Here is a 17939-nt window from a genome sequence, read left to right as displayed (position 1 = left end):
ATTGTTATCAAATGTTAGTAACCTGTTAAATCCTCTGAAATAATTGTTTGCTATAATGAGGAATCAGCAAACACAAACTAATCAATCAAACGAATGATATGGAGGATGGTTATAATGGCGATGAAGCTTACTGTGAAGAAGGGTACTGTATCAGCGCTGCTGGCAACTTCTGTAGCCTTTAGCCCGCTTATGGCAGGCACTGTTTCGGCACATGGTGCTCCGGATGCAGCAGGATCCAGTGAAGGAGCAGCTGGCGTTGCTGTTATGGACCAGGGTGAACAAGGTCAGGAAATTACAAATCTGCAGCAGCAATTGCAGAATCATGGTTATAACGTCAGCACTGACGGCATTTACGGTCCCAATGTAGAAGCTAAAGTCATCCGTTTCCAGAATGATCAAGGCTGGGATGCTGATGGCGTTGTAGATGCGCCGACATTGAATGCGCTGGACAGCGATGCAGCCACCCACCAGCCCGAGACCATGCAAATAAAATCACAAACGGTTAACAATGACAGTGTCAGTAATGATCAAGCGGTATCGACTGCACGCAATCTGGTAGGCACTTCTTACGTTACCGGTGGCACAACACCAGAAGAAGGATTCGACAGCAGCGGCTTTATTGACTATGTATTCCAGCAACAGGGTATCGATCTAAGCAGAACACATGCCCAGATGTGGTCATCAGATAAAGGACAAAATGTTGATAATCCACAGCCAGGCGATGTTATTTTCTTTGAGAATACATACAAAGATGGTGTTTCCCACAGCGGCATTTATATTGGCAATGACAAGATGATTCATGCTGGAACCGAAGATACCGGTGTCGAAGTCACGTCCTTGACTATTGACTACTGGCAAGACAAATACATCGGTGCCAAACGCTTTTAAAGCTTAAGCAAGCATGCTGAACAAACCCCAGTGGATTCGCATATAAAGCGTGGTACCCGCCATGAAAATGGTGAGGGGCCACGCTTTTTTTATGAACTAAATAATCTGAATCATCATTTGGATACTGCGTGAATGATAGTATATAATGGTGTTCATAAGGAATAATCAGGAAATGGGTAACCGTTATACAAAATGGAAACGATTAGTTGCACAAAAGGGGGGGGATTTGATGCCAACTTGCCAGAGCTGCGGAAAAAAGTGGACTTGGAGACAAACAGTTAATCAGTTATTGGTATTATCTTATGGGATGACCTGTCCCTATTGTGGTGACGAACAATATGAAAACGATTCAGCAATCGCAAAAAGAATCTTTCTTTTATTTCTGTCGTTATTATTACTGCGGGTTGCAGAAAAGCTGAATCTCCCAGGAACTATTCTACTTATTATGATTGTTAGTTTGCTTTTGATAATCGTTATCACATATCCCATGATTCTAAAATTATCGAATGATGAAGAACATAGCATTGCGGTGGCGCGCCCCTGGTATTTAAGAGAAAAATGGGTATATGCGATGTGTGTCATAGTGCCTCCGATCGGGTTCATTCATGTTTTGTTAAATCAGAGTCGCTGGCAACGTGACCAAACATTTATGTATCTGGGTATTGCTGTCATAATGGCAATATTTTGGGTTTTAAATTTTTCCGCTTAGAAGGGATAAGATGAATGAGATAGATTGGGATATACAAGAAGTTAAGCGCTTAAAAAAGAGGCAGCTAATTCAATTCAATTTTGTAGTGCTGTTGTTATTTCTTCTGTGTGTTTATCTTGAGGAAACAGGAAAGCCATTTTCCTTAGTCCTTCTATTTTGTTTTCTTTCATGGATCATGACAGTTTACAAACTGTATGAGCTTACAACAGGGAAGGCATTCACAAAAACAAGCAGTCGTGTCCTGACCTTTGACAGGGATCGTTTGGGAGAGAAACGCTGGAAGCGAAGTACGATAATAGAAATTGTTGTAATCAGTATTTGCAGCATTCTATTAACGGTCTTTGTGTCTGTTACGAATTTTAGTGATACAAGACAGGAATTGTTTATTCTTTATCCTTTTATAGGAGCCTGGATAGGTTCAAATATAGGTGAAATCGTAAGAATAAGTGATTTATGAATAGATTTGATGGAATAAAAAAGCATAAACTAAATCATGGAATGGATAAAAAGAGCCAGATGAATAAATAAACTGGGGGCTATCATTATGTAATTCGACCTTTTCTGGATTGCTTTAGGAATTGCTGTAGCAGGTTATTTTATAGGTAATGGCCTATTGTTGTATAAAAGGTTGTGTTAAGGACGTGCGTCATTCTGATAACGTTAGGTGGTTCAGGAAATTTATGGTATTAACTGTATTTAATATAGCACGATTAGGCTATATCCTAATTGGAGGTGCCGTAGCAGGCTATTTTGGCTATTATCTACCAAATAAAGACGCTTTTATTTGGGAATGGTTAATAATGGGGATTTTGGGACTCATTTGTTTAGCTTATAAAAATAGTCAGGTATCTAATGTAAAAAGGTTAAAGGCAATTGGACTAGATATTTTGTTTATGATTATATTACCTTTAATAGCTAGTATACCGTTACCTTACGGGTTATCCATTGTTTTGATGGCTGTTATTGCTGGGCTATTGGTTTACGGATTGATAAAGTATGCACTTAATCCCTGGCATTGGCAAAAACAAAATAAGTAAAATGGTTTTAAAACAAACGGGCCATTTTGTGGACCAAAATAATTATCGGGGTGTTGAATATTAGTGATTTTATTCCTGTCAATGAGCGTAAAAGACTAAAAAATAAATTACTGATTCGTCATTTTGTTATTTCTCCAATAGTCATAAGTTTTGGAGTGTATTTATATAGCTCTCTTAGTCAAGATGAATTTGTAGATCTTAATATTCTGCTGAATATGGGTGCTATAGTCCTTGTTGTAACATCAATACTTTGGATATTAACGAATACAGATAACGACATTAAAAGGGAAAAGCGACAGGAAATTAAAAAGCATAATAAAAGCAAAAAACGTATCGCTGTTGAGTATGTTTTATTTATTCTGTTACTTATCGCATTTGCCGTTTACGAGTGGAAGTATTAAATAATCAGGCGCAATTACAAAATAATAACATCACATCGTTTCTCAAATCATCGAATCAGATTACAGATGAAAGGTAGTATTTTAATGAAAATTAATCGTAAATTTTTAATGGTAATTTTAACAGTAGTATTAGTTATATTAGCTGCTTGCGAAAACTCATCTGAGGAGTCAAATGCTAAGTCAAACAATGGGTCACCAGATAGCAGTTCGACGCAAAATGTAAATGGTGACGCATCAAATAAAAGCTCAAAAGATACGAATGACACCCAGATAAATGAACAAGAAGATACTTCTGAAAATACATCTACAAATTCAAATAATGAAAAGTCTTCGACGTCCGGTAATGGTGACAGTGAAGTTACTGAAAATAAAAAAGAAGAATATCTTAAGAAACTGAATGAAATGGAAGAATCAGATAAAAACGCAGAGGCTAAAACAACAACATCAGATATGGAGGAACAAGAGGAGGAAAGATACGAAAAATGGGATAAGACATTGAATGAAATCTATGGGGTGTTAAAAGAACAACTTAGTACAGAACAGATGAGCAAATTAAGAGAAGAACAAAGGAATTGGGTAAAACAAAGAGATGAAGCTGCTAAAGAAGCATCACTAGAATATGAAGGTGGTTCAACAGAATCATTAGAGTATGTGGCTACACAAGCAACTCTTACAAAAGAAAGATGCTATGAGTTAGTCGCAAATTATATGAAGTAAACTAACCCGTAATTTACTTTCCATTTGAGTTATTCACCCAGGACTTGGTCCCTTGTGAAGATGGTCGCTAAATTTGTGAAAAAATATTTAAACAAACGGGCGCGATTCCTTAATAAAGAGCAGTGCCCGATTGCGTATAAGGGCCAGATAGTGAAGTAACACATAATTTTAAGAAAGGTGGTAGGTAGGATGGGTTTTTGGTATTTATTATTACTTTTAATAGGTGTCATTTTGATTATTGTAGGATTCGTGAAAAAGGGCGTCTCTGCAGCGGTTAAGGCAGTAATCTTGTTGTTTGTTATTGGAATCTTATTCGTTGTAATGTCGATAATTTTATTGATGCCTGGTAGTTCTGATTTAATTGCAGAACTGCTGAAATTAGATTGGTGATTTTTAATTTTTTAAAGCAATCGGGCGCAGTTGCGGCATAAATCATTGCGCCCTTTATGGCATATAAGAGCCAAGATAGCTTGATGAAAGGGGTGGATAATGGGAATTAAAAAAAGAGTGGTACTAGCAATTATTTTCTTGGCAGTTGCATTAACCTTAATTTTTTACATTTTTTAAATCTGGTACAATGCAGTTATTGTTAAATACACTTACTTTAATTTGTACAATCTTAATTATGAATTACAAAAGACAAGATAATCGGATTAGCCCCTATATTTTAGACATGTAAGGCGAAATTCTCTTGTTTACTCATATTTGCTTTGAATTCATCTGTTTTTCGTCCGCTGACAATGTAACCTTCACTGCGCCTGGGATCAAGGGTAAAGGCTGACGCCCGATCTACCGATCGCCGTTGATCTCATGCTCGTTCCGGCTGCTGTTAACACAGGACGAAAAATCAAGAAAAAATGTTATAGGGTCACCGTTTTCGTCGTTACGCCTGCCTGCATATGCTTACGAAAAAATTCAGCCGGAGGACGATAACCGAGGCTCCCATGAAGACGGACGTTATTATAATCATGAAAGAACTCAGAAACCCTTTCATACGCCGTTTTATAGCTCTCAAAGAGCTCTCGCGAGAGGCAATCGTCCTCCAGGACGCGGTGAAAGGATTCAATATGAGCATTTTTATTGGGCGTTTTGGGCGGAATCCGTTCATGTTCACAGCCCAGGGTTTCGCAAGCTGCCTCAAATGCCTTTGCGACATATTGTGGGCCGTTGTCACTGCGAATAATGGGCTGCGTATCTGCTTCCAACAGATCCCTTTGCCAAAGCGCGTTTTTCAAGGTTCTTACGGCGTCTGTCGCTCGACAGCTCCGCCCCATATGATAGGCAATAATCGAACGATCATAGACATCAAGAAACTCAAGGATAAAAAAGAAACGGTCTTCACCATCGACATAACCATATTTGATATCCGTTTCCCAAAGCTGATTGGATCCTGTGATGATGCGATTTCTAGCAATTCGCCTGGGATAATGGATTTGTTTACGATGCTGGCGGCGTAAAATGCCCAGTTCCTGACACAGCCGATAGATTTTCTTTTTATTAACCACCAATCCGTATTCCCGCCGCAAGGCCGCTGTGAGTTTATGATAGCCATAGTTGTAGCCTGATCCGCTGATCAGCTCCATCAGCCACTCCTGGATTTGCTCATCAGAAATACGTACATGATGGTCATTATAAGAATAGCCTGGCGCCGGACGTCCCTCACTTACTTGTTTTTCTTTCACGGCATAGCGTGTTTGATAATAGTAACTGGAACGGGCCACACCGGCAATTCGTAATACCTTCGCGACGGGATAGCCACGCCCAATCCATTGCTGGGCTACTTCAATTTTTTCAGCAAGTGAGGGTTTTTCTTTTTTACAAGATCCCGCAGGATCGCAATTTCTAGATCCTTATCACCAAGCAGCTGTTTGAGATGATCGTTTTCTTTGGTTAATTCACCAACTTCCTGGTTACTGGCTGCATCAGCATCAACGCCGGCAAAGCCTCCATCATGGTATTGCTTTTGCCAACGGTGAAGCATGTTAGGTGTAATCTCATATCGTCTGGCCACAGCTGCTTTATTGCCGACTTCCTCGGCTTCTTGAATAACCTGGACTTTAAATTCATTGGAATAATGTTGGCGTTCCATAACAAGATCCCCTTTCAACTTTAGTGTAACGCTTGTTACCTTAAGTGTTCAAAGTCACTTGGGGGCTTGTATGGTAGAAATAAATAGGAACCTTTTAGGAGATTTTAGTTTTATGTCTTTTGTTGCATTTTATATGGGCGTTATTTTGATGCCTTTTTTGTGTGTTATTTTTTGTTTGAATTTGGTATCTATATTGAAAAAAATAAAAAGTAATGAAAAAACAACGGTTAATACAGTTTGGATGACAATTTCATTTACAGTAATTATGTGGAGCATTGCAATACTTGCTTCTTATGAAGGCGCTTAATCTAAAAGAGAATACCTCTGTTAAGCTAACGGGCGCGCTAATCTAATAACTTTGCGCTAAATTTTGGCATTTAGTTGAAGAAGATATGTTAAGATTAAGTAACTAAACGGAGGGATATCAATGAAAAAATTTATTGTATTTTCCATTAGTTTTATAGCTTTGTTTGCCGTATTTCAAATTCTATCCGGATATTTTATGACACTTTTCTATACTCCAGATATGACAAGTGCTTGGAGTCAAAGTGGAAGTTTATCTAGCAGTGTTACTATTGCAGGAAGTTCTTCTTTTTCACCATTGCTTTTAGCTTTTCTAGCAGCAGGAATTGCTTATTTTTCACCTAAGATATTTATTAAAAACAGCAGCAAATAATCTTCCGTGATCGGGAGCTTGCCGACAGAAGGAGAGAATAAAATGCAAGAAAAATTGAATTTATGGACATTTGTATCTTCAATAATTTGTATAATTTTATTTCTACTGGTTTCCTTTTCTGGTTGGTTTGGAACCTCCGTAATGGGGGTTCACCCTTTGGCACCGATCCTAATAATTACTTTATTAACATTTCTGTTTAGCGTATTTGGATTATCAGGGATAAAAGACTTGAAAGGTTTGGCAAGAGGGACATCAACAATACTTTTAACGATAAGTTTATCTGTTTTACTGAGCTATATATTACTAATAGGAAAATTGTTCAGCTAAAGGGCGCGATACACCACACATGAAAACAGCTAATATGAGGATCATAGAAGCCATTTTAATTGATCGCCTAGGCTACAAGCCCCGAGGATCGATGAGAAGCTTCTCAATACCTTGGAAAAAAAAGAGGCTATGATCAGATGATATCTCGTTTCATAAAACTATTTTACGTTCTCTTCTATAAAACAGTTAGTGAAGAATTTAAATAATTCATTTACAATATAGACATCGTGATATGTATAGGGGAGGGAAATGTAATCGTTAGCTCATTTCATATGCTTTGGCTTATAGTCAAACGAAACTTGTTATTTTGGTTACTGATCATAAGTCTATTTATCTTTCACTTTTATGTATTCTACATAACGCTGTTAACCTCGGATGAATATGATCCGGGCTATTCGCTTGTCGGCAACAGTTATACGGTTCAAGGTGGTATTTTTATATTTCTGTTCCTGGGTGTTATGTTTGTGAGACTAGAGCAAAGACACGAATGGGACCAGTTATTACGCCCAATCCCTCATGCCCCCATCAAAAAATTAATGGGGAAGCTGTTATTCGCTATCACGGCCATTTTCGCATTATGTTTTTTAACTTATATTATGTGGGCTGCGATGGTTTTTCTATCCGGGCTGCCACTTTCGGAGTTTTATGTACAGGCCTTTTTGTATTTTATGCTTTATTGGGGCATAACTTTCTTCATTAGTTTGCTTATTGGGATACTCATGGCTGAATTGATCGGAAATTTGTTTGTTTATGTGGTTATTTTTATACTCTGGCTAATGATAGGACCATTAAACCAAATGTTTTTTAATGAACTGCTCATCTACTTTCCTGAATCCATTCTAAACTGGTTATCGCGGGAACTGAACCTGGGAGAGTATAATCCGTATATGGCTTATGATGCCATGTATGGTTTTTCTTTAGAAGGCTATCACTGGGTGAAGCGTTGGATTTGGATAGCATCGTTCCTGACATTGATATGTCTGACAGTTCTTGTTAAGCAGAAAATGCCTTTAAGGAAATACTGGCTCATGCCTTTCCTGCTCATAGTTTCTCTTGTTCCAGCCTTGTGGTATGTCAATACACCGCAGCAAGTACTGACATCCAACGGGAGCTCACTTGACCGCGAAATCTATGATTATCAATATTACAATAATTATTCGTTTTCCCATACGAAGTCTTTGGAAGAAAACAAAGTTAACGTTCTAGATTACGATATAGATCTCACGATTGACGACCGGTTAAAGGCAGATGTAACTATGAAAATAGCAGCAAAGGGAGATCATCCGTCACATTCAAAAGCAACCTTTTCCCTGTATCACCGTTTTAAAATATCGGATGTCTTCTTAAACGGTCAGAAGATTCCATATGATCAAAACGGGGATTCGGTAACTGTGAATCTTTCGACACAAGAGATATCTGATGGGAAGGATACACTGACCTTTCAATATGAGGGCGCATCGTCCCCTTTATTTGTTGCCAATCAGCAAGCTGTTTATTTGCCGTATTATTTTCCCTGGCTGCCAAGTACAAGCTCTTATCCAGCCATGCACTATGAAAATTTCGCACTCCATCGCAACAATCATGCTGAGACAGATAAAACCCATTATCAGTTAACGATTCATGGACAGGAACCTGATTATACAAATCTTAATCAGAAAGGGAAGCATACGTGGGAGAAAACAACGGACGAAGGTGTTACGCTCGCTGCAGGACTGCTAACGGAAAAAGATAAGGGAAATGATCAATTTGTGTATCCACTCACATGGGAACGCGGATTAGAGGATCTAGACAAATATAAGCAGAATATTAAGCAAATGAAAGATAACATCATGAGTGATTTGAATTTACCGGAAACACAAATGCCGGAAACAGTCGTAGCGCTGCCTGCTTTATCAAGTGCCGATTCCATGTATCATACAGAAGACTTATGGCTTACGAAGGATACATTATTAGTGAGTCTGTCCCAAGGAAGCACACCTGGCTCGGATATGTTCACCTCTTTAAATGATAATTTGATCTATCGTTTAGTCCCTGCGCTGACATGGAAAAGAGAAGGTATCGATCTATCTTATTATGCGTATTATAATGCTTTTGATATGACATATGGGACAGCCTATAACTTGGATCACGGCATATCTGATGACAAGCAAATAACGAAATCTCAACTATTTCAGATGGTCAAAAACACCGATAATACCGATAAGGCAAACGCATTACAGGCTGTCAGTCAGTTGATTTCAAAAGGTGATGGTGACGATCTGTATCAATTTAGTCACGACTGGTACGACCTTATTCAAAATGAGAAACCTAAATGGCAAAAACTTGAGACATTAGCCAGCGATCACATGGCATCCTGAAACGCGAGGGGGATAGGTATGGAACAATTAATCATCAATCATATGAGCAAAAAATACGGCGAGAAAACCATTCTTGATAATATTTCTATGAACATGGAAGGCATTTATGGCCTTTTAGGGCCAAATGGTGCCGGAAAAACAACGCTGATGCGCATTTTGGCAACATTAATCGAGCCCACTCAGGGAAGCGTGACATTCAATGGGATGAGTTGGCACCAGAAAGATGAAATCAGGCAAAAGATCGGCTATCTTCCTCAGACCTTTTCAGCCTATAAACAGGTTCGCGTGTTTGAATGTCTTAATCATTTAGCGATTTTAAAAGGAATTCAGGACAAAACCTATCGACGACAGCATATAGACAAGATTCTTGATCAAGTCAATTTAAAGGAACAAGCTAAAAGTAAAGTGAAAACATTATCGGGCGGTATGCAGAGACGACTCGGCATCGCTCAAGCTTTACTCGCAGATCCGCCTATTCTCATCATTGATGAGCCAACAGCAGGGCTGGATATTGATGAACGGGCCAGGTTCAGGCAAGTATTACGGCAAATTAAAGAAGGACGGCTTATTGTGATTTCAACCCATCTTGCTGAAGATATTTCATCCCTGGCTCAAAAAATCGGTATATTAAAAGAGGGGCAGCTAATATACGAAGGATTTGTCAGTGACTTCCCTGCTATTGCGAAAGATAAGGTTTGGGAAAAGAAAATCGATGATGAAGAGCTCAATTATATGGATAACGATCAGATCCTTTCCGTTCAGGAAGGTCCTGATCACCATGTTGTTCGTTTTATGTCAAAAGAATCCGTGAAACAAGCCTATCCAGTTCAGCCAAATATTGAGGACACGTACCTTTTTGCCCTGCGCGGTGGCCTTGATGTATAACAAGTCTATGATTCTATTCGAAACAAAAGTTATGGGAAATGCCTTTTATCTCCCTTTCATCGGATTTTTACTAGCTTTGGGGCAAATTTTTTGGGGAAAGGATAGCGATTTATCCCTTTTATTTTGGTCATTGGAATTCATCGTGACACCTTTATCAAGCTGGTGGACCGTCTTCTTGTTTTATGAATATTATGAGGAGGAAGCAGCTGAATTATTATTCAGTTATCCCATTTCAGCATTTAAACACGGGCTTGGGCGAATTCTAGTATTTTTATCGGGATATATTGTGTTGTTTATTAGTTTATTGGCTGTTGCCAGCTTAGCAGACAAGGGGGCATTTCTGGTCCTTATTGTTCAATACATACCAGAGACACTACTTTTTTCTGGATTCGCTTTTTTAGCTGCTGTGATAGTACGAAATATTTTTGTACCCCTTATTATAATCATATTTTACATCACAACAGAGTTTTTTACGAAAGGCAGCCTCATTCCCTGGTACCATGCCATGTTTTTTAATACATCACCCGTGCAGTTTCAGGATATTTGGTCCAGATCCCTTACAAACCTTGTGATATCAGTGGTACTTATGCTTCTTGGACATCTATATCTGTCAAAGAGAAAGCGATCATGAGTTTAGTAAACGGATGATGGGTCATTAATAATGTCATGTATGATTTATTTTTCATTGGTGATTTGATGTAATGTTTTCCTAGAACATTACGTCAAAAAGTTGAGTTATGCTAAAATTAAATCAATATAAATTTAAATGAGGATTGCTCAACTGTCCGTCCATTAGGAGCAACAAAAAAGGGGAGAAGAAAAATGACGGTGAAACTAGAGTCAATGGACTCTGATGAGTTTCAACAATATCTGGAGTATGCAATAAAAAACTATGCGGATGAACACATTAAGTCTGGTGATTGGGGCGAACAGGAAGCATTTAGCAAAGCAAAAAAGGAATTTGAAGAGTTATTGCCTGAAAAGGAGAATACGGAAAACAATTATCTGTTTACTATATGCGATAACGATGAAGAAGTAGGGATGATTTGGCTTGCACAAAGAACAAAAGAAGAAGGATTTATTTTTGATATCAATGTTTGGGATGGCAACAAACATAAAGGCTACGGTGAGCAAGCAATGAAAGACCTTGAAATTGTAGGTAAAGAGATAGGCTTGAAAAGCATAGGACTCCACGTCTTCGGACATAACAAAATAGCACGGAATCTATATGAAAAATTAGGATACACAGAAACAAATATAAAAATGAAAAAGGTATTATAAGTGATTTATTATATTGTGGTAGTCGGGCGCGATTGTGTAAGTCGTCGAAAACGTCGAGCCGTTACGTTCGGCAGCCGAGATTCAAAACATGCGTGAAGCGCTGAATCAGACCACATTTCTGAGACGTAATAACTTATTATTTAGTCTGGGGATTAATACCGGTCTGCGGGTTGAAGATGTGAAAGGCCGAAGCAGCGTGAAGATTCAGGAAGGCAAGACTAGCAAATCACGGCTGTCCATTTAGATGCGGTTATGATTATGTCGGAACCCACACCATGCGGAAAACCTTCGGGTACCACTATTTCCAGCAGACGCACGATATTGTGACCCTGATGGTCATCTTTAATCACTCGCCCCCCCAGAACATCACCAAATGTTATATTGGCATTGAAGAAGACGCTATTAAAAACAGCTTGAAAGATTTTCGATTATAAGATCGTTAAACAAGTCAGGGATAGGACAGGCGTGTCCAAAAGCACACTGATCAGGTCAGATCACCGAAGAGGCTAGGTATCATGCTGTAAAGAAGTTATTTTGATGCCTTCCTACTCATGTTCTGTAACATATATAGTAATTCCTGAATTGATACTTATACATTTTAACAATTTGTACCGACAAATCAGGAAGGCGCATTTTCTTATCCCTAAAATGTGTTTTTTGTTGAATAGTCTTTTCTGCTATTAGCTATATTATGGAAAAGTTAAAACTTCGTTGAGATTTATCTTTTTAATTGTCTTAAATAAATTTGTGCAGCAATAAGGAGTGAAAAACCAACTGATATATTAAGTAACCCTTTACCCAATGTCTCTTGTATGGACAAAGGTGATGTATTAAAAAACATGACATGATACCAAGGGATGACCTGTCCAAGGGTTAGCACTTCTGTAGCTACATACACACCTATGACCATGATAGTGATACTCACATTTTTTGTAAGTATAACTATCAAGAAACTGCCATATGCGAATATGATAGCTTCGGAAAAATACTGGATGAATAAGGGTATAAACGCTGCGTTCACCATTATCATATCTATGGCTGTGATCGTGATCGATAAAAGCAATAAATACATGACTAAAAAGTAATTCACTCTAATAAACCCATGTTCCCAATGAGTTAATGGATAGCTCCTTAATAAATCGTACAACCCTTCTTCAAAATAATCATAGAATAGATAGATGATCCACCATCCGGACATAGGTATTATTAAGTATTCCATTATTTTAAAAATAACAGCCTCATAACCATGAAACGTGAACAATTGATAAATTAAAAAAATATATACAAACATCGGCACGTAAAATGATAATCCCATTGATTTTATTTCAAAAAACGGGTGACATTTTAAATTAAATCGTTTCATTGTTTTCATATCTCATTCTATACAAATAGGCATCTTCTAAAGTAGGCCAATCAGACGTGCAGGCCCTTTGATTTCTAAAATCAAAATATCGAACGCTGTAATGATCGCCCATTTGTTTTATAGAAATAATAGCATCATCGTCCAGACTATCTAACTGTTTCTGTGACAGCTCAGATTCGAACACACATCCACTAGCCACTTGAATCACTTCATCACGTGTTCCTGAGCTAACAACGCTTCCGTTTTTGATAATTCCTATATGATCACACGTCGTTTCTAAATCTTCCACTATGTGAGAGGAAATAATGATAATCCTGTTTTCTGATAAACTTCTTAGCAAGCGACGGAAACGGGATCTTTCCTCTACATCTAGTCCAGCCGTCGGTTCATCAATAACCAGAATCTCAGGATCCCCTAGAAGAGCCTGGGCGATACCAACCCTTCTTAACATACCGCCGGACAAATGCTTTATTTTTGTCTTTTGATTTTGTTCAAGGTTTACCTGTTGCAATACTTGCTGCACTTCCTCATTTCTTGAATCTTTATTTTCCCGACCTTTAAGAACAGCAAAATGATCCAAGACATCAAGAATGTTTAGGTTTTGATACATTGAAAAATGCTGCGGTAAATACCCAATCAATTGTCTGACATTATCTTTGTTTTCCCAACTTATCTCGCCATATTTAATCTGGCCTTCATCAGAGTGAACTAAAGTGGTTAATATTCGCATCAGTGTCGTTTTACCAGCACCATTTGGGCCTAATAATCCAAGAGAACCCGGGATATCTAAATTTATGTTGTCTAATACCTTTCTTCCGCCAAAATATTTTGTTAGATTTTCTATTTTTATTTTATCCATATACACACACTTCCTAGCGGTATTGTTTAATAAGTTCTAACAACTGGCCCCAGCCTTGCTCGTCTTTTTTGACCAATTTAAACCAATCATTCAAAAAGTTATTCATTTTTTCATAATCATTAAAGGATGTAACCCAATTCGTAATAGCCGATAAAGCTTCAATTTTTTGCTGATCTCCTTTTAAATGATCTGGTAATAATTCACCTTCATCAGGAATATGATGTTGTTTATTATAGACGTACGCAAAAACTGTACCAAAATAACGGGCAAATGGTGATTCATCAACACCTGAATGTTTCCAAGTCAACGCTGGTACAGCCCAGTAGGCGTAAAAAGATTGTGGTTCTGGCATTAATGATTGTTGATAGCCTGAATTTTGACCATATATCATATAATCTTCAGTATACCAGATACGCTGGGATGACAAATGATCACGAATAGACAAAATCGGCAAGTACAACACCTTATTCGGATCATGTAAGTCCAGACCTAAGTTTTCTGACACAGCCTGTATTAGTTTATGGTTGGCTTGTTTCAGCATTTCTATATCTTTAGCACTATGACGCGGCCATGAGTTTGGCTGAATTAAAATGTCTTCCTGGAATTTGGTTTTATTGATCTCTCCTGCAGCTAAAGTCAATCCATGATCAGCTTTACCTTTCCAAACATGATTGTTGACCCGAGATAAGTTTGTATAAATTTGTTGATTGCCATCGTAGTTCAAAGTGAATTGAGCTTGTTCTTCTAACTGATGATTGTTTCTTAATAATTCTCCTGAATTTGACGTATTAAATGCCGGCTTTTGTAAAGACGAAGGCAACCATGGAAAATAATAAGGTAAATAAATGGCTTGCCTATTAGCAAAAAAGTTCGGAGAGCTTGTCCCTCTATAACTTACTTGAACATCCACATTATCGCCAGGGTCTAATGATTGATCTAGTTTGACTGTAAAAAAGTCTCGATTTTGTTTAACATTCACTGGCTTATTATTGACACTGGCCTGTTTAATCTTAAAGTTGTGATAAAGCGATAATGTTATTTGTTTTAGCGGCTTCTTCTCATTATTCACAACACTCATAGAAACGGTCGCTTCTAAGACTCGATCAATATTTAAATTGATTTTGTAATCGTTAATGGTTACATCAGTCTTGCGAATGTTATCCAACGATTCAGGATGTGCTGAATAATAATTATAATCATAGTTCTCACGAGCGTTTTCTGTGCTGGATGCACTTACATAAATTTGACGATCAAGCGTTAGAAAATGGATTGAAGGCATTAATAATAAAATACTCACTATTAAAACGATAACTATTTTTTTATTCAATTGGTTTTTAATTAAGTAGATAATTGAAAAAATAGCTATGAGACACAAAATCCAAAGAAGTTTTTTAGCCCAGTGAAATTCACTTAATGGAAAACCATAAAAGGCATTAAATATGGCATAAGGGTTAGGTTCTCCTAAATTTAATAAAGATAGAATCTTGTCTGCTCCTAACTTTGAAGCAGAGTTTCCCAACAAAAATTTATTGGCAGGACCTATGAGCGCCCAGATGAAAATTAAAATAGGGTAAACTAATTTCCCCTTAATGATGTAAGCTAATAAACAACCAATTAGCAAAGAAATAAGAAAAGTAAGACCCCAGTATAAAATAATATATTGATATGCACTCCAATAAAATGTCGACAGTTCTGTACCAGTAAACCACAACTTAAAAGCAAACATAACGTAAGAAGCTGAAATTAAAATAAATATAAAAATAATACTAAAAATAAGCTTTCCTGATATCTTATGAAATGAGCCATGATGAATTGTTTTAAATATGTCATTAAGATAATGTCTTTCTTCGATTCTTATAAACATCACACCAAATAATAAAAATGCTAGTATTCCGCCTTGAATTAAAAAACTCATCTGTGTAAGTGTTTCACCCGGAGAATAATCGTTTCCAGATGTATAGTAGTCAATTCCCATAAACAAATAGAGAAAATAGGCTATAACCAAAATCCACAAAAACGGATTTTTATTAATGATTTTCCAAGTTAAGCACGCGGTGTGTAAAATTTTCATAATAGTCCCCTTAATGCATAAACTATTGTAAGATTTTGTCACCTAATATGTTATCATATAGATATCGTATTAAAAATAATTTGGAGGGCATCAAGGGGGACGTCCCGAGCATAACTCATATCTTTAAGCGTAGACAGTTAGCCAGCGGGCCGAAAGCCATAGAATAAACTACCGAGAGCCTTTGTTTCCGGCGCAAAGTGTTCAAAACTAGTCGACAGAAAAAAAGGTGAAAACGATAAACCAACAACTTATTTCTTCAGCAGCGAAAGGAAACACAGAAGACGTTCTAACACTGCTTCACGATGGAGCAGCTATCAATGCCACGGATAACAGGGGCAGAACAGCCGTATTGGCAGCGACCTATAACAATAAACCAGATACGATAAACGCACTAATCGAAAACGGTGCGAATATAGATATTCGTGATAACCGCTTGGATAATGTGCTTTTGTATGCAGGCGCAAATGGACTGCTTGACATTGTAAAACTTGCTGTTGCGGCCGGCGCGGATACATCGATTACGAATCGCTTTGGAGGCACAGCACTTATACCTGCATCAGAACGCGGACATGTGGATGTCGTGAAAGAACTTCTTACCCATTCAGATACCGATGTCAATCACATTAATGATTTGAATTGGACAGCTTTGCTGGAAGCAGTCATTTTGGGTGACGGCGGGGAGAAACATCAAAAGATTGTACAACTGTTAGTGGATCATGGGGCCGATGTCCACATTGCCGATGGCGAAGGGGTTACACCTTTGCAGCATGCACAGGAACAAGAATTCAAAGAGATTGAAGCGATATTAAAAAAAGCGGGAGCATAGCTCAAAAACTGTAAGTGCTGAAAGATGAAGAAAAGGCAAACTAACTACAAGAAGTCTGTCTACTGGACGTGCTTCTTATTTTTTTGTTCAATGGTAATGTTTTGATAGAACATTACATGTGAAGATCATGTTGTGGTAGGATTAAAATAATCGCGATTTACTCAACAAACAGGTCGTTCAATCAAAAATATAAAAAAAGGAGGGGCTTATTCATTATGTTTGATTATTTTCTGGAATTAAACCCGATCGCACAGGCAACCATTGCCACACTTTTTACATGGGGCATGACTGCACTCGGTGCTGCGCTTGTTTTCGCAACGAAAGGCTTTAATCAGCGTTTTATGGACAGTATGCTGGGGTTTGCCGGAGGTGTCATGATTGCTGCAAGTTTTTGGTCCTTGCTGGCACCAGCATTGGAAAAAGCGGAAGGCGGGCCTTTACCGGTATGGGCTCCAGTCGCAATAGGCTTTTTGCTTGGTGGTATCTTCCTCTGGGCATCTGACAAACTTCTTCCGCATCTTCATCCGGGGTTGGCCATAGATGAAGCTGAAGGGATCAATCCGGACAGAAAAAGACGCAGCACGCTTCTTGTTTTGGCCATTACACTGCATAATATTCCGGAAGGGCTGGCTGTTGGTGTCGCTTTCGGAGCCATTGCCGCCGATTTGCCGACCGCGTCACTTGGAGGAGCCGTGGCGCTGGCGCTCGGTATCGGCATTCAAAACTTTCCTGAGGGGCTGGCCGTATCGATGCCACTCCGGCGTGAAGGCATGTCCCGGGGAAAAAGTTTCGCCTACGGGCAGGCATCCGGCATCGTTGAACCCATTGCTGGCATCATTGGGGCACTTGCCGTCACCATTATGCAGCCATTGCTGCCTTATGCCTTAAGTTTTGCTGCGGGTGCGATGATTTTCGTTGTAGTTGAAGAAGTTATTCCAGGGTCGCAGGAAAACAAAAATACCGACCTCGCCTCCATGAGTGTCATGGTCGGCTTTGCCATTATGATGATTCTTGATGTCGCACTGGGATAGGAAGGCGGGACAGCTATCGTTCCGTTTTTCATTCTCATGTCCGCGTCTCATCCGCCGTGTGTATCTGGAGAATGAAATGGTTCACATGGCAGGAATGAGTCCGTTTATTAACGTAAACGTTTACGAACCATATACAGAGAATATAATGTTCAAAAAGTACAGAAGGGTGAGCTAACGGGTTCCGTTAATTATCGCAAATATTAAAAATGAAGGTGAAAATGGCTATCAAAATGTAAGTTAATTTGTTAGCCATTTTTCGTAACAAATCAGCGTTCAAATATCTTACATTATCAAATCAGGAAATGAATTTTTCCTAGTTATATAAGGGTATTCTAAATATTATGTTAAAATAAACGTAGTACGCACTATTAAGCAATCGGGTCATTTTGCGTAATAAAAGGAGGTATAAGACAGTGGAAAGA

General features: G+C 38.3%; 23 protein-coding genes. 18 read left to right on the top strand and 5 right to left on the bottom strand.

Annotation, left to right across the window (positions count from 1 at the left end; all coding sequences use genetic code 11):
* Positions 1-114 precede the first annotated feature (114 nt).
* The 7 genes from ACZ444_RS13070 (at position 115) to ACZ444_RS13040 (ending at position 4142) form a co-directional block, all read left to right on the top strand.
* The gene (locus tag ACZ444_RS13070; protein WP_382359645.1) at positions 115-888 is read left to right on the top strand and encodes a C40 family peptidase; all 774 of its coding nucleotides are present in this window, start codon (positions 115-117) and stop codon (positions 886-888) included.
* A 172-nt stretch (positions 889-1060) separates the two neighbouring features.
* Positions 1061-1597, top strand: coding sequence for a TIGR04104 family putative zinc finger protein (locus ACZ444_RS13065; RefSeq protein WP_382359648.1), 537 nt, complete (start codon positions 1061-1063; stop codon positions 1595-1597).
* Positions 1598-1607: 10 nt separating this feature from the next.
* Positions 1608-2054, top strand: a complete 447-nt coding sequence (locus tag ACZ444_RS13060) for a hypothetical protein (protein ID WP_382359651.1) — start codon at positions 1608-1610, stop codon at positions 2052-2054.
* Positions 2055-2277: 223 nt separating this feature from the next.
* The gene (locus ACZ444_RS13055) at positions 2278-2634 is read left to right on the top strand and encodes a hypothetical protein (RefSeq protein WP_382359654.1); all 357 of its coding nucleotides are present in this window, start codon (positions 2278-2280) and stop codon (positions 2632-2634) included.
* 26 nt (positions 2635-2660) lie between these two features.
* Complete coding sequence (locus ACZ444_RS13050; protein ID WP_464433387.1) at positions 2661-3035, top strand: hypothetical protein; 375 nt, start codon at positions 2661-2663, stop codon at positions 3033-3035.
* 66 nt (positions 3036-3101) lie between these two features.
* The gene (locus ACZ444_RS13045; protein ID WP_382359660.1) at positions 3102-3752 is read left to right on the top strand and encodes a lysozyme inhibitor LprI family protein; all 651 of its coding nucleotides are present in this window, start codon (positions 3102-3104) and stop codon (positions 3750-3752) included.
* A 189-nt stretch (positions 3753-3941) separates the two neighbouring features.
* Complete coding sequence (locus tag ACZ444_RS13040) at positions 3942-4142, top strand: hypothetical protein (protein ID WP_382359663.1); 201 nt, start codon at positions 3942-3944, stop codon at positions 4140-4142.
* 470 nt (positions 4143-4612) lie between these two features.
* Here ACZ444_RS13040 and ACZ444_RS13035 read toward each other — a convergent pair whose 3' ends face one another.
* The gene (locus ACZ444_RS13035; RefSeq protein WP_464433843.1) at positions 4613-5518 is read right to left on the bottom strand and encodes an IS3 family transposase; all 906 of its coding nucleotides are present in this window, start codon (positions 5516-5518) and stop codon (positions 4613-4615) included.
* A gap of 11 nt (positions 5519-5529) precedes the next feature.
* Entirely contained in the window at positions 5530-5841 is a 312-nt protein-coding gene (locus ACZ444_RS13030) for a transposase (RefSeq protein WP_382360195.1), read from the bottom strand.
* A gap of 70 nt (positions 5842-5911) precedes the next feature.
* Between ACZ444_RS13030 and ACZ444_RS13025 the strand changes: the two genes are divergently transcribed.
* The 9 genes from ACZ444_RS13025 to ACZ444_RS12985 all read left to right on the top strand — a co-directional run bounded on the left by ACZ444_RS13025 (position 5912) and on the right by ACZ444_RS12985 (position 11801).
* Positions 5912-6148 carry a hypothetical protein gene (locus tag ACZ444_RS13025; RefSeq protein WP_382359350.1) on the top strand — a complete coding sequence of 79 codons (237 nt, stop codon included), beginning with the start codon at positions 5912-5914 and terminating at the stop codon, positions 6146-6148.
* Between the two features lie 120 nt (positions 6149-6268).
* A complete protein-coding gene (locus ACZ444_RS13020; protein WP_382359347.1) occupies positions 6269-6517 on the top strand; it encodes a hypothetical protein in 249 nt (82 codons plus the stop codon).
* Between the two features lie 42 nt (positions 6518-6559).
* Positions 6560-6844, top strand: a complete 285-nt coding sequence (locus ACZ444_RS13015; RefSeq protein ID WP_382359345.1) for a hypothetical protein — start codon at positions 6560-6562, stop codon at positions 6842-6844.
* 299 nt (positions 6845-7143) lie between these two features.
* Complete coding sequence (locus ACZ444_RS13010; RefSeq protein ID WP_382359342.1) at positions 7144-9201, top strand: ABC transporter permease; 2058 nt, start codon at positions 7144-7146, stop codon at positions 9199-9201.
* An 18-nt stretch (positions 9202-9219) separates the two neighbouring features.
* Positions 9220-10086 (top strand): ATP-binding cassette domain-containing protein, encoded by an 867-nt coding sequence (locus tag ACZ444_RS13005; RefSeq protein WP_382359339.1) that lies wholly within the window; start codon positions 9220-9222, stop codon positions 10084-10086.
* 7 nt (positions 10087-10093) lie between these two features.
* Positions 10094-10717, top strand: coding sequence for a hypothetical protein (locus ACZ444_RS13000; RefSeq protein ID WP_382359336.1), 624 nt, complete (start codon positions 10094-10096; stop codon positions 10715-10717).
* Positions 10718-10908: 191 nt separating this feature from the next.
* A complete protein-coding gene (locus ACZ444_RS12995; RefSeq protein ID WP_382359333.1) occupies positions 10909-11367 on the top strand; it encodes a GNAT family N-acetyltransferase in 459 nt (152 codons plus the stop codon).
* A gap of 88 nt (positions 11368-11455) precedes the next feature.
* The gene (locus ACZ444_RS12990) at positions 11456-11611 is read left to right on the top strand and encodes a site-specific integrase (protein WP_382359330.1); all 156 of its coding nucleotides are present in this window, start codon (positions 11456-11458) and stop codon (positions 11609-11611) included.
* 31 nt (positions 11612-11642) lie between these two features.
* Positions 11643-11801 (top strand): site-specific integrase, encoded by a 159-nt coding sequence (locus ACZ444_RS12985; RefSeq protein WP_382359327.1) that lies wholly within the window; start codon positions 11643-11645, stop codon positions 11799-11801.
* 284 nt (positions 11802-12085) lie between these two features.
* Here the strand turns inward: ACZ444_RS12985 and ACZ444_RS12980 are convergent, their stop codons facing one another.
* Genes ACZ444_RS12980 through ACZ444_RS12970 form a run of 3 tightly spaced genes read right to left on the bottom strand, consistent with a single transcriptional unit; the run spans position 12086 to position 15660 of the window.
* Positions 12086-12730, bottom strand: a complete 645-nt coding sequence (locus tag ACZ444_RS12980; protein ID WP_464433382.1) for a hypothetical protein — start codon at positions 12728-12730, stop codon at positions 12086-12088.
* Positions 12717-13589: an ATP-binding cassette domain-containing protein gene (locus tag ACZ444_RS12975; RefSeq protein ID WP_382359321.1), complete on the bottom strand. Its 873-nt coding sequence runs from the start codon at positions 13587-13589 to the stop codon at positions 12717-12719. Before ACZ444_RS12975 ends, ACZ444_RS12980 begins: the two co-directional genes overlap by 14 nt.
* A gap of 13 nt (positions 13590-13602) precedes the next feature.
* Positions 13603-15660: a hypothetical protein gene (locus tag ACZ444_RS12970; protein WP_382359318.1), complete on the bottom strand. Its 2058-nt coding sequence runs from the start codon at positions 15658-15660 to the stop codon at positions 13603-13605.
* Between the two features lie 235 nt (positions 15661-15895).
* On the opposite strand from ACZ444_RS12970, the gene ACZ444_RS12965 reads away from it, so the two are divergent.
* On the top strand, positions 15896-16486 hold the full coding sequence (locus ACZ444_RS12965; protein ID WP_382359356.1) for an ankyrin repeat domain-containing protein: 591 nt from the start codon (positions 15896-15898) through the stop codon (positions 16484-16486).
* A 215-nt stretch (positions 16487-16701) separates the two neighbouring features.
* The gene (locus ACZ444_RS12960) at positions 16702-17517 is read left to right on the top strand and encodes a ZIP family metal transporter (protein WP_382359315.1); all 816 of its coding nucleotides are present in this window, start codon (positions 16702-16704) and stop codon (positions 17515-17517) included.
* The last annotated feature ends 422 nt before the right edge of the window (positions 17518-17939 follow it).

Source organism: Lentibacillus kimchii, assembly GCF_055381965.1.
The sequence above is the reverse complement of the archived record's forward strand: the minus strand, read 5'-3'. Positions and strand labels throughout refer to the sequence as shown.

Coding starts and splice junctions, on each gene's coding strand:
- ACZ444_RS13070 (WP_382359645.1), top strand. CDS start 115: ATGGCGATGAAGCTTACTGTGAAGAAGGGTACTGTATCAGCGCTGCTG.
- ACZ444_RS13065 (WP_382359648.1), top strand. CDS start 1,061: ATGGGTAACCGTTATACAAAATGGAAACGATTAGTTGCACAAAAGGGG.
- ACZ444_RS13060 (WP_382359651.1), top strand. CDS start 1,608: ATGAATGAGATAGATTGGGATATACAAGAAGTTAAGCGCTTAAAAAAG.
- ACZ444_RS13055 (WP_382359654.1), top strand. CDS start 2,278: ATGGTATTAACTGTATTTAATATAGCACGATTAGGCTATATCCTAATT.
- ACZ444_RS13045 (WP_382359660.1), top strand. CDS start 3,102: ATGAAAGGTAGTATTTTAATGAAAATTAATCGTAAATTTTTAATGGTA.
- ACZ444_RS13040 (WP_382359663.1), top strand. CDS start 3,942: ATGGGTTTTTGGTATTTATTATTACTTTTAATAGGTGTCATTTTGATT.
- ACZ444_RS13030 (WP_382360195.1), bottom strand. CDS start 5,841: ATGGAACGCCAACATTATTCCAATGAATTTAAAGTCCAGGTTATTCAA.
- ACZ444_RS13025 (WP_382359350.1), top strand. CDS start 5,912: ATGGTAGAAATAAATAGGAACCTTTTAGGAGATTTTAGTTTTATGTCT.
- ACZ444_RS13020 (WP_382359347.1), top strand. CDS start 6,269: ATGAAAAAATTTATTGTATTTTCCATTAGTTTTATAGCTTTGTTTGCC.
- ACZ444_RS13015 (WP_382359345.1), top strand. CDS start 6,560: ATGCAAGAAAAATTGAATTTATGGACATTTGTATCTTCAATAATTTGT.
- ACZ444_RS13005 (WP_382359339.1), top strand. CDS start 9,220: ATGGAACAATTAATCATCAATCATATGAGCAAAAAATACGGCGAGAAA.
- ACZ444_RS13000 (WP_382359336.1), top strand. CDS start 10,094: ATGATTCTATTCGAAACAAAAGTTATGGGAAATGCCTTTTATCTCCCT.
- ACZ444_RS12995 (WP_382359333.1), top strand. CDS start 10,909: ATGACGGTGAAACTAGAGTCAATGGACTCTGATGAGTTTCAACAATAT.
- ACZ444_RS12990 (WP_382359330.1), top strand. CDS start 11,456: ATGCGTGAAGCGCTGAATCAGACCACATTTCTGAGACGTAATAACTTA.
- ACZ444_RS12985 (WP_382359327.1), top strand. CDS start 11,643: ATGCGGAAAACCTTCGGGTACCACTATTTCCAGCAGACGCACGATATT.
- ACZ444_RS12980 (WP_464433382.1), bottom strand. CDS start 12,730: ATGAAACGATTTAATTTAAAATGTCACCCGTTTTTTGAAATAAAATCA.
- ACZ444_RS12975 (WP_382359321.1), bottom strand. CDS start 13,589: ATGGATAAAATAAAAATAGAAAATCTAACAAAATATTTTGGCGGAAGA.
- ACZ444_RS12970 (WP_382359318.1), bottom strand. CDS start 15,660: ATGAAAATTTTACACACCGCGTGCTTAACTTGGAAAATCATTAATAAA.
- ACZ444_RS12960 (WP_382359315.1), top strand. CDS start 16,702: ATGTTTGATTATTTTCTGGAATTAAACCCGATCGCACAGGCAACCATT.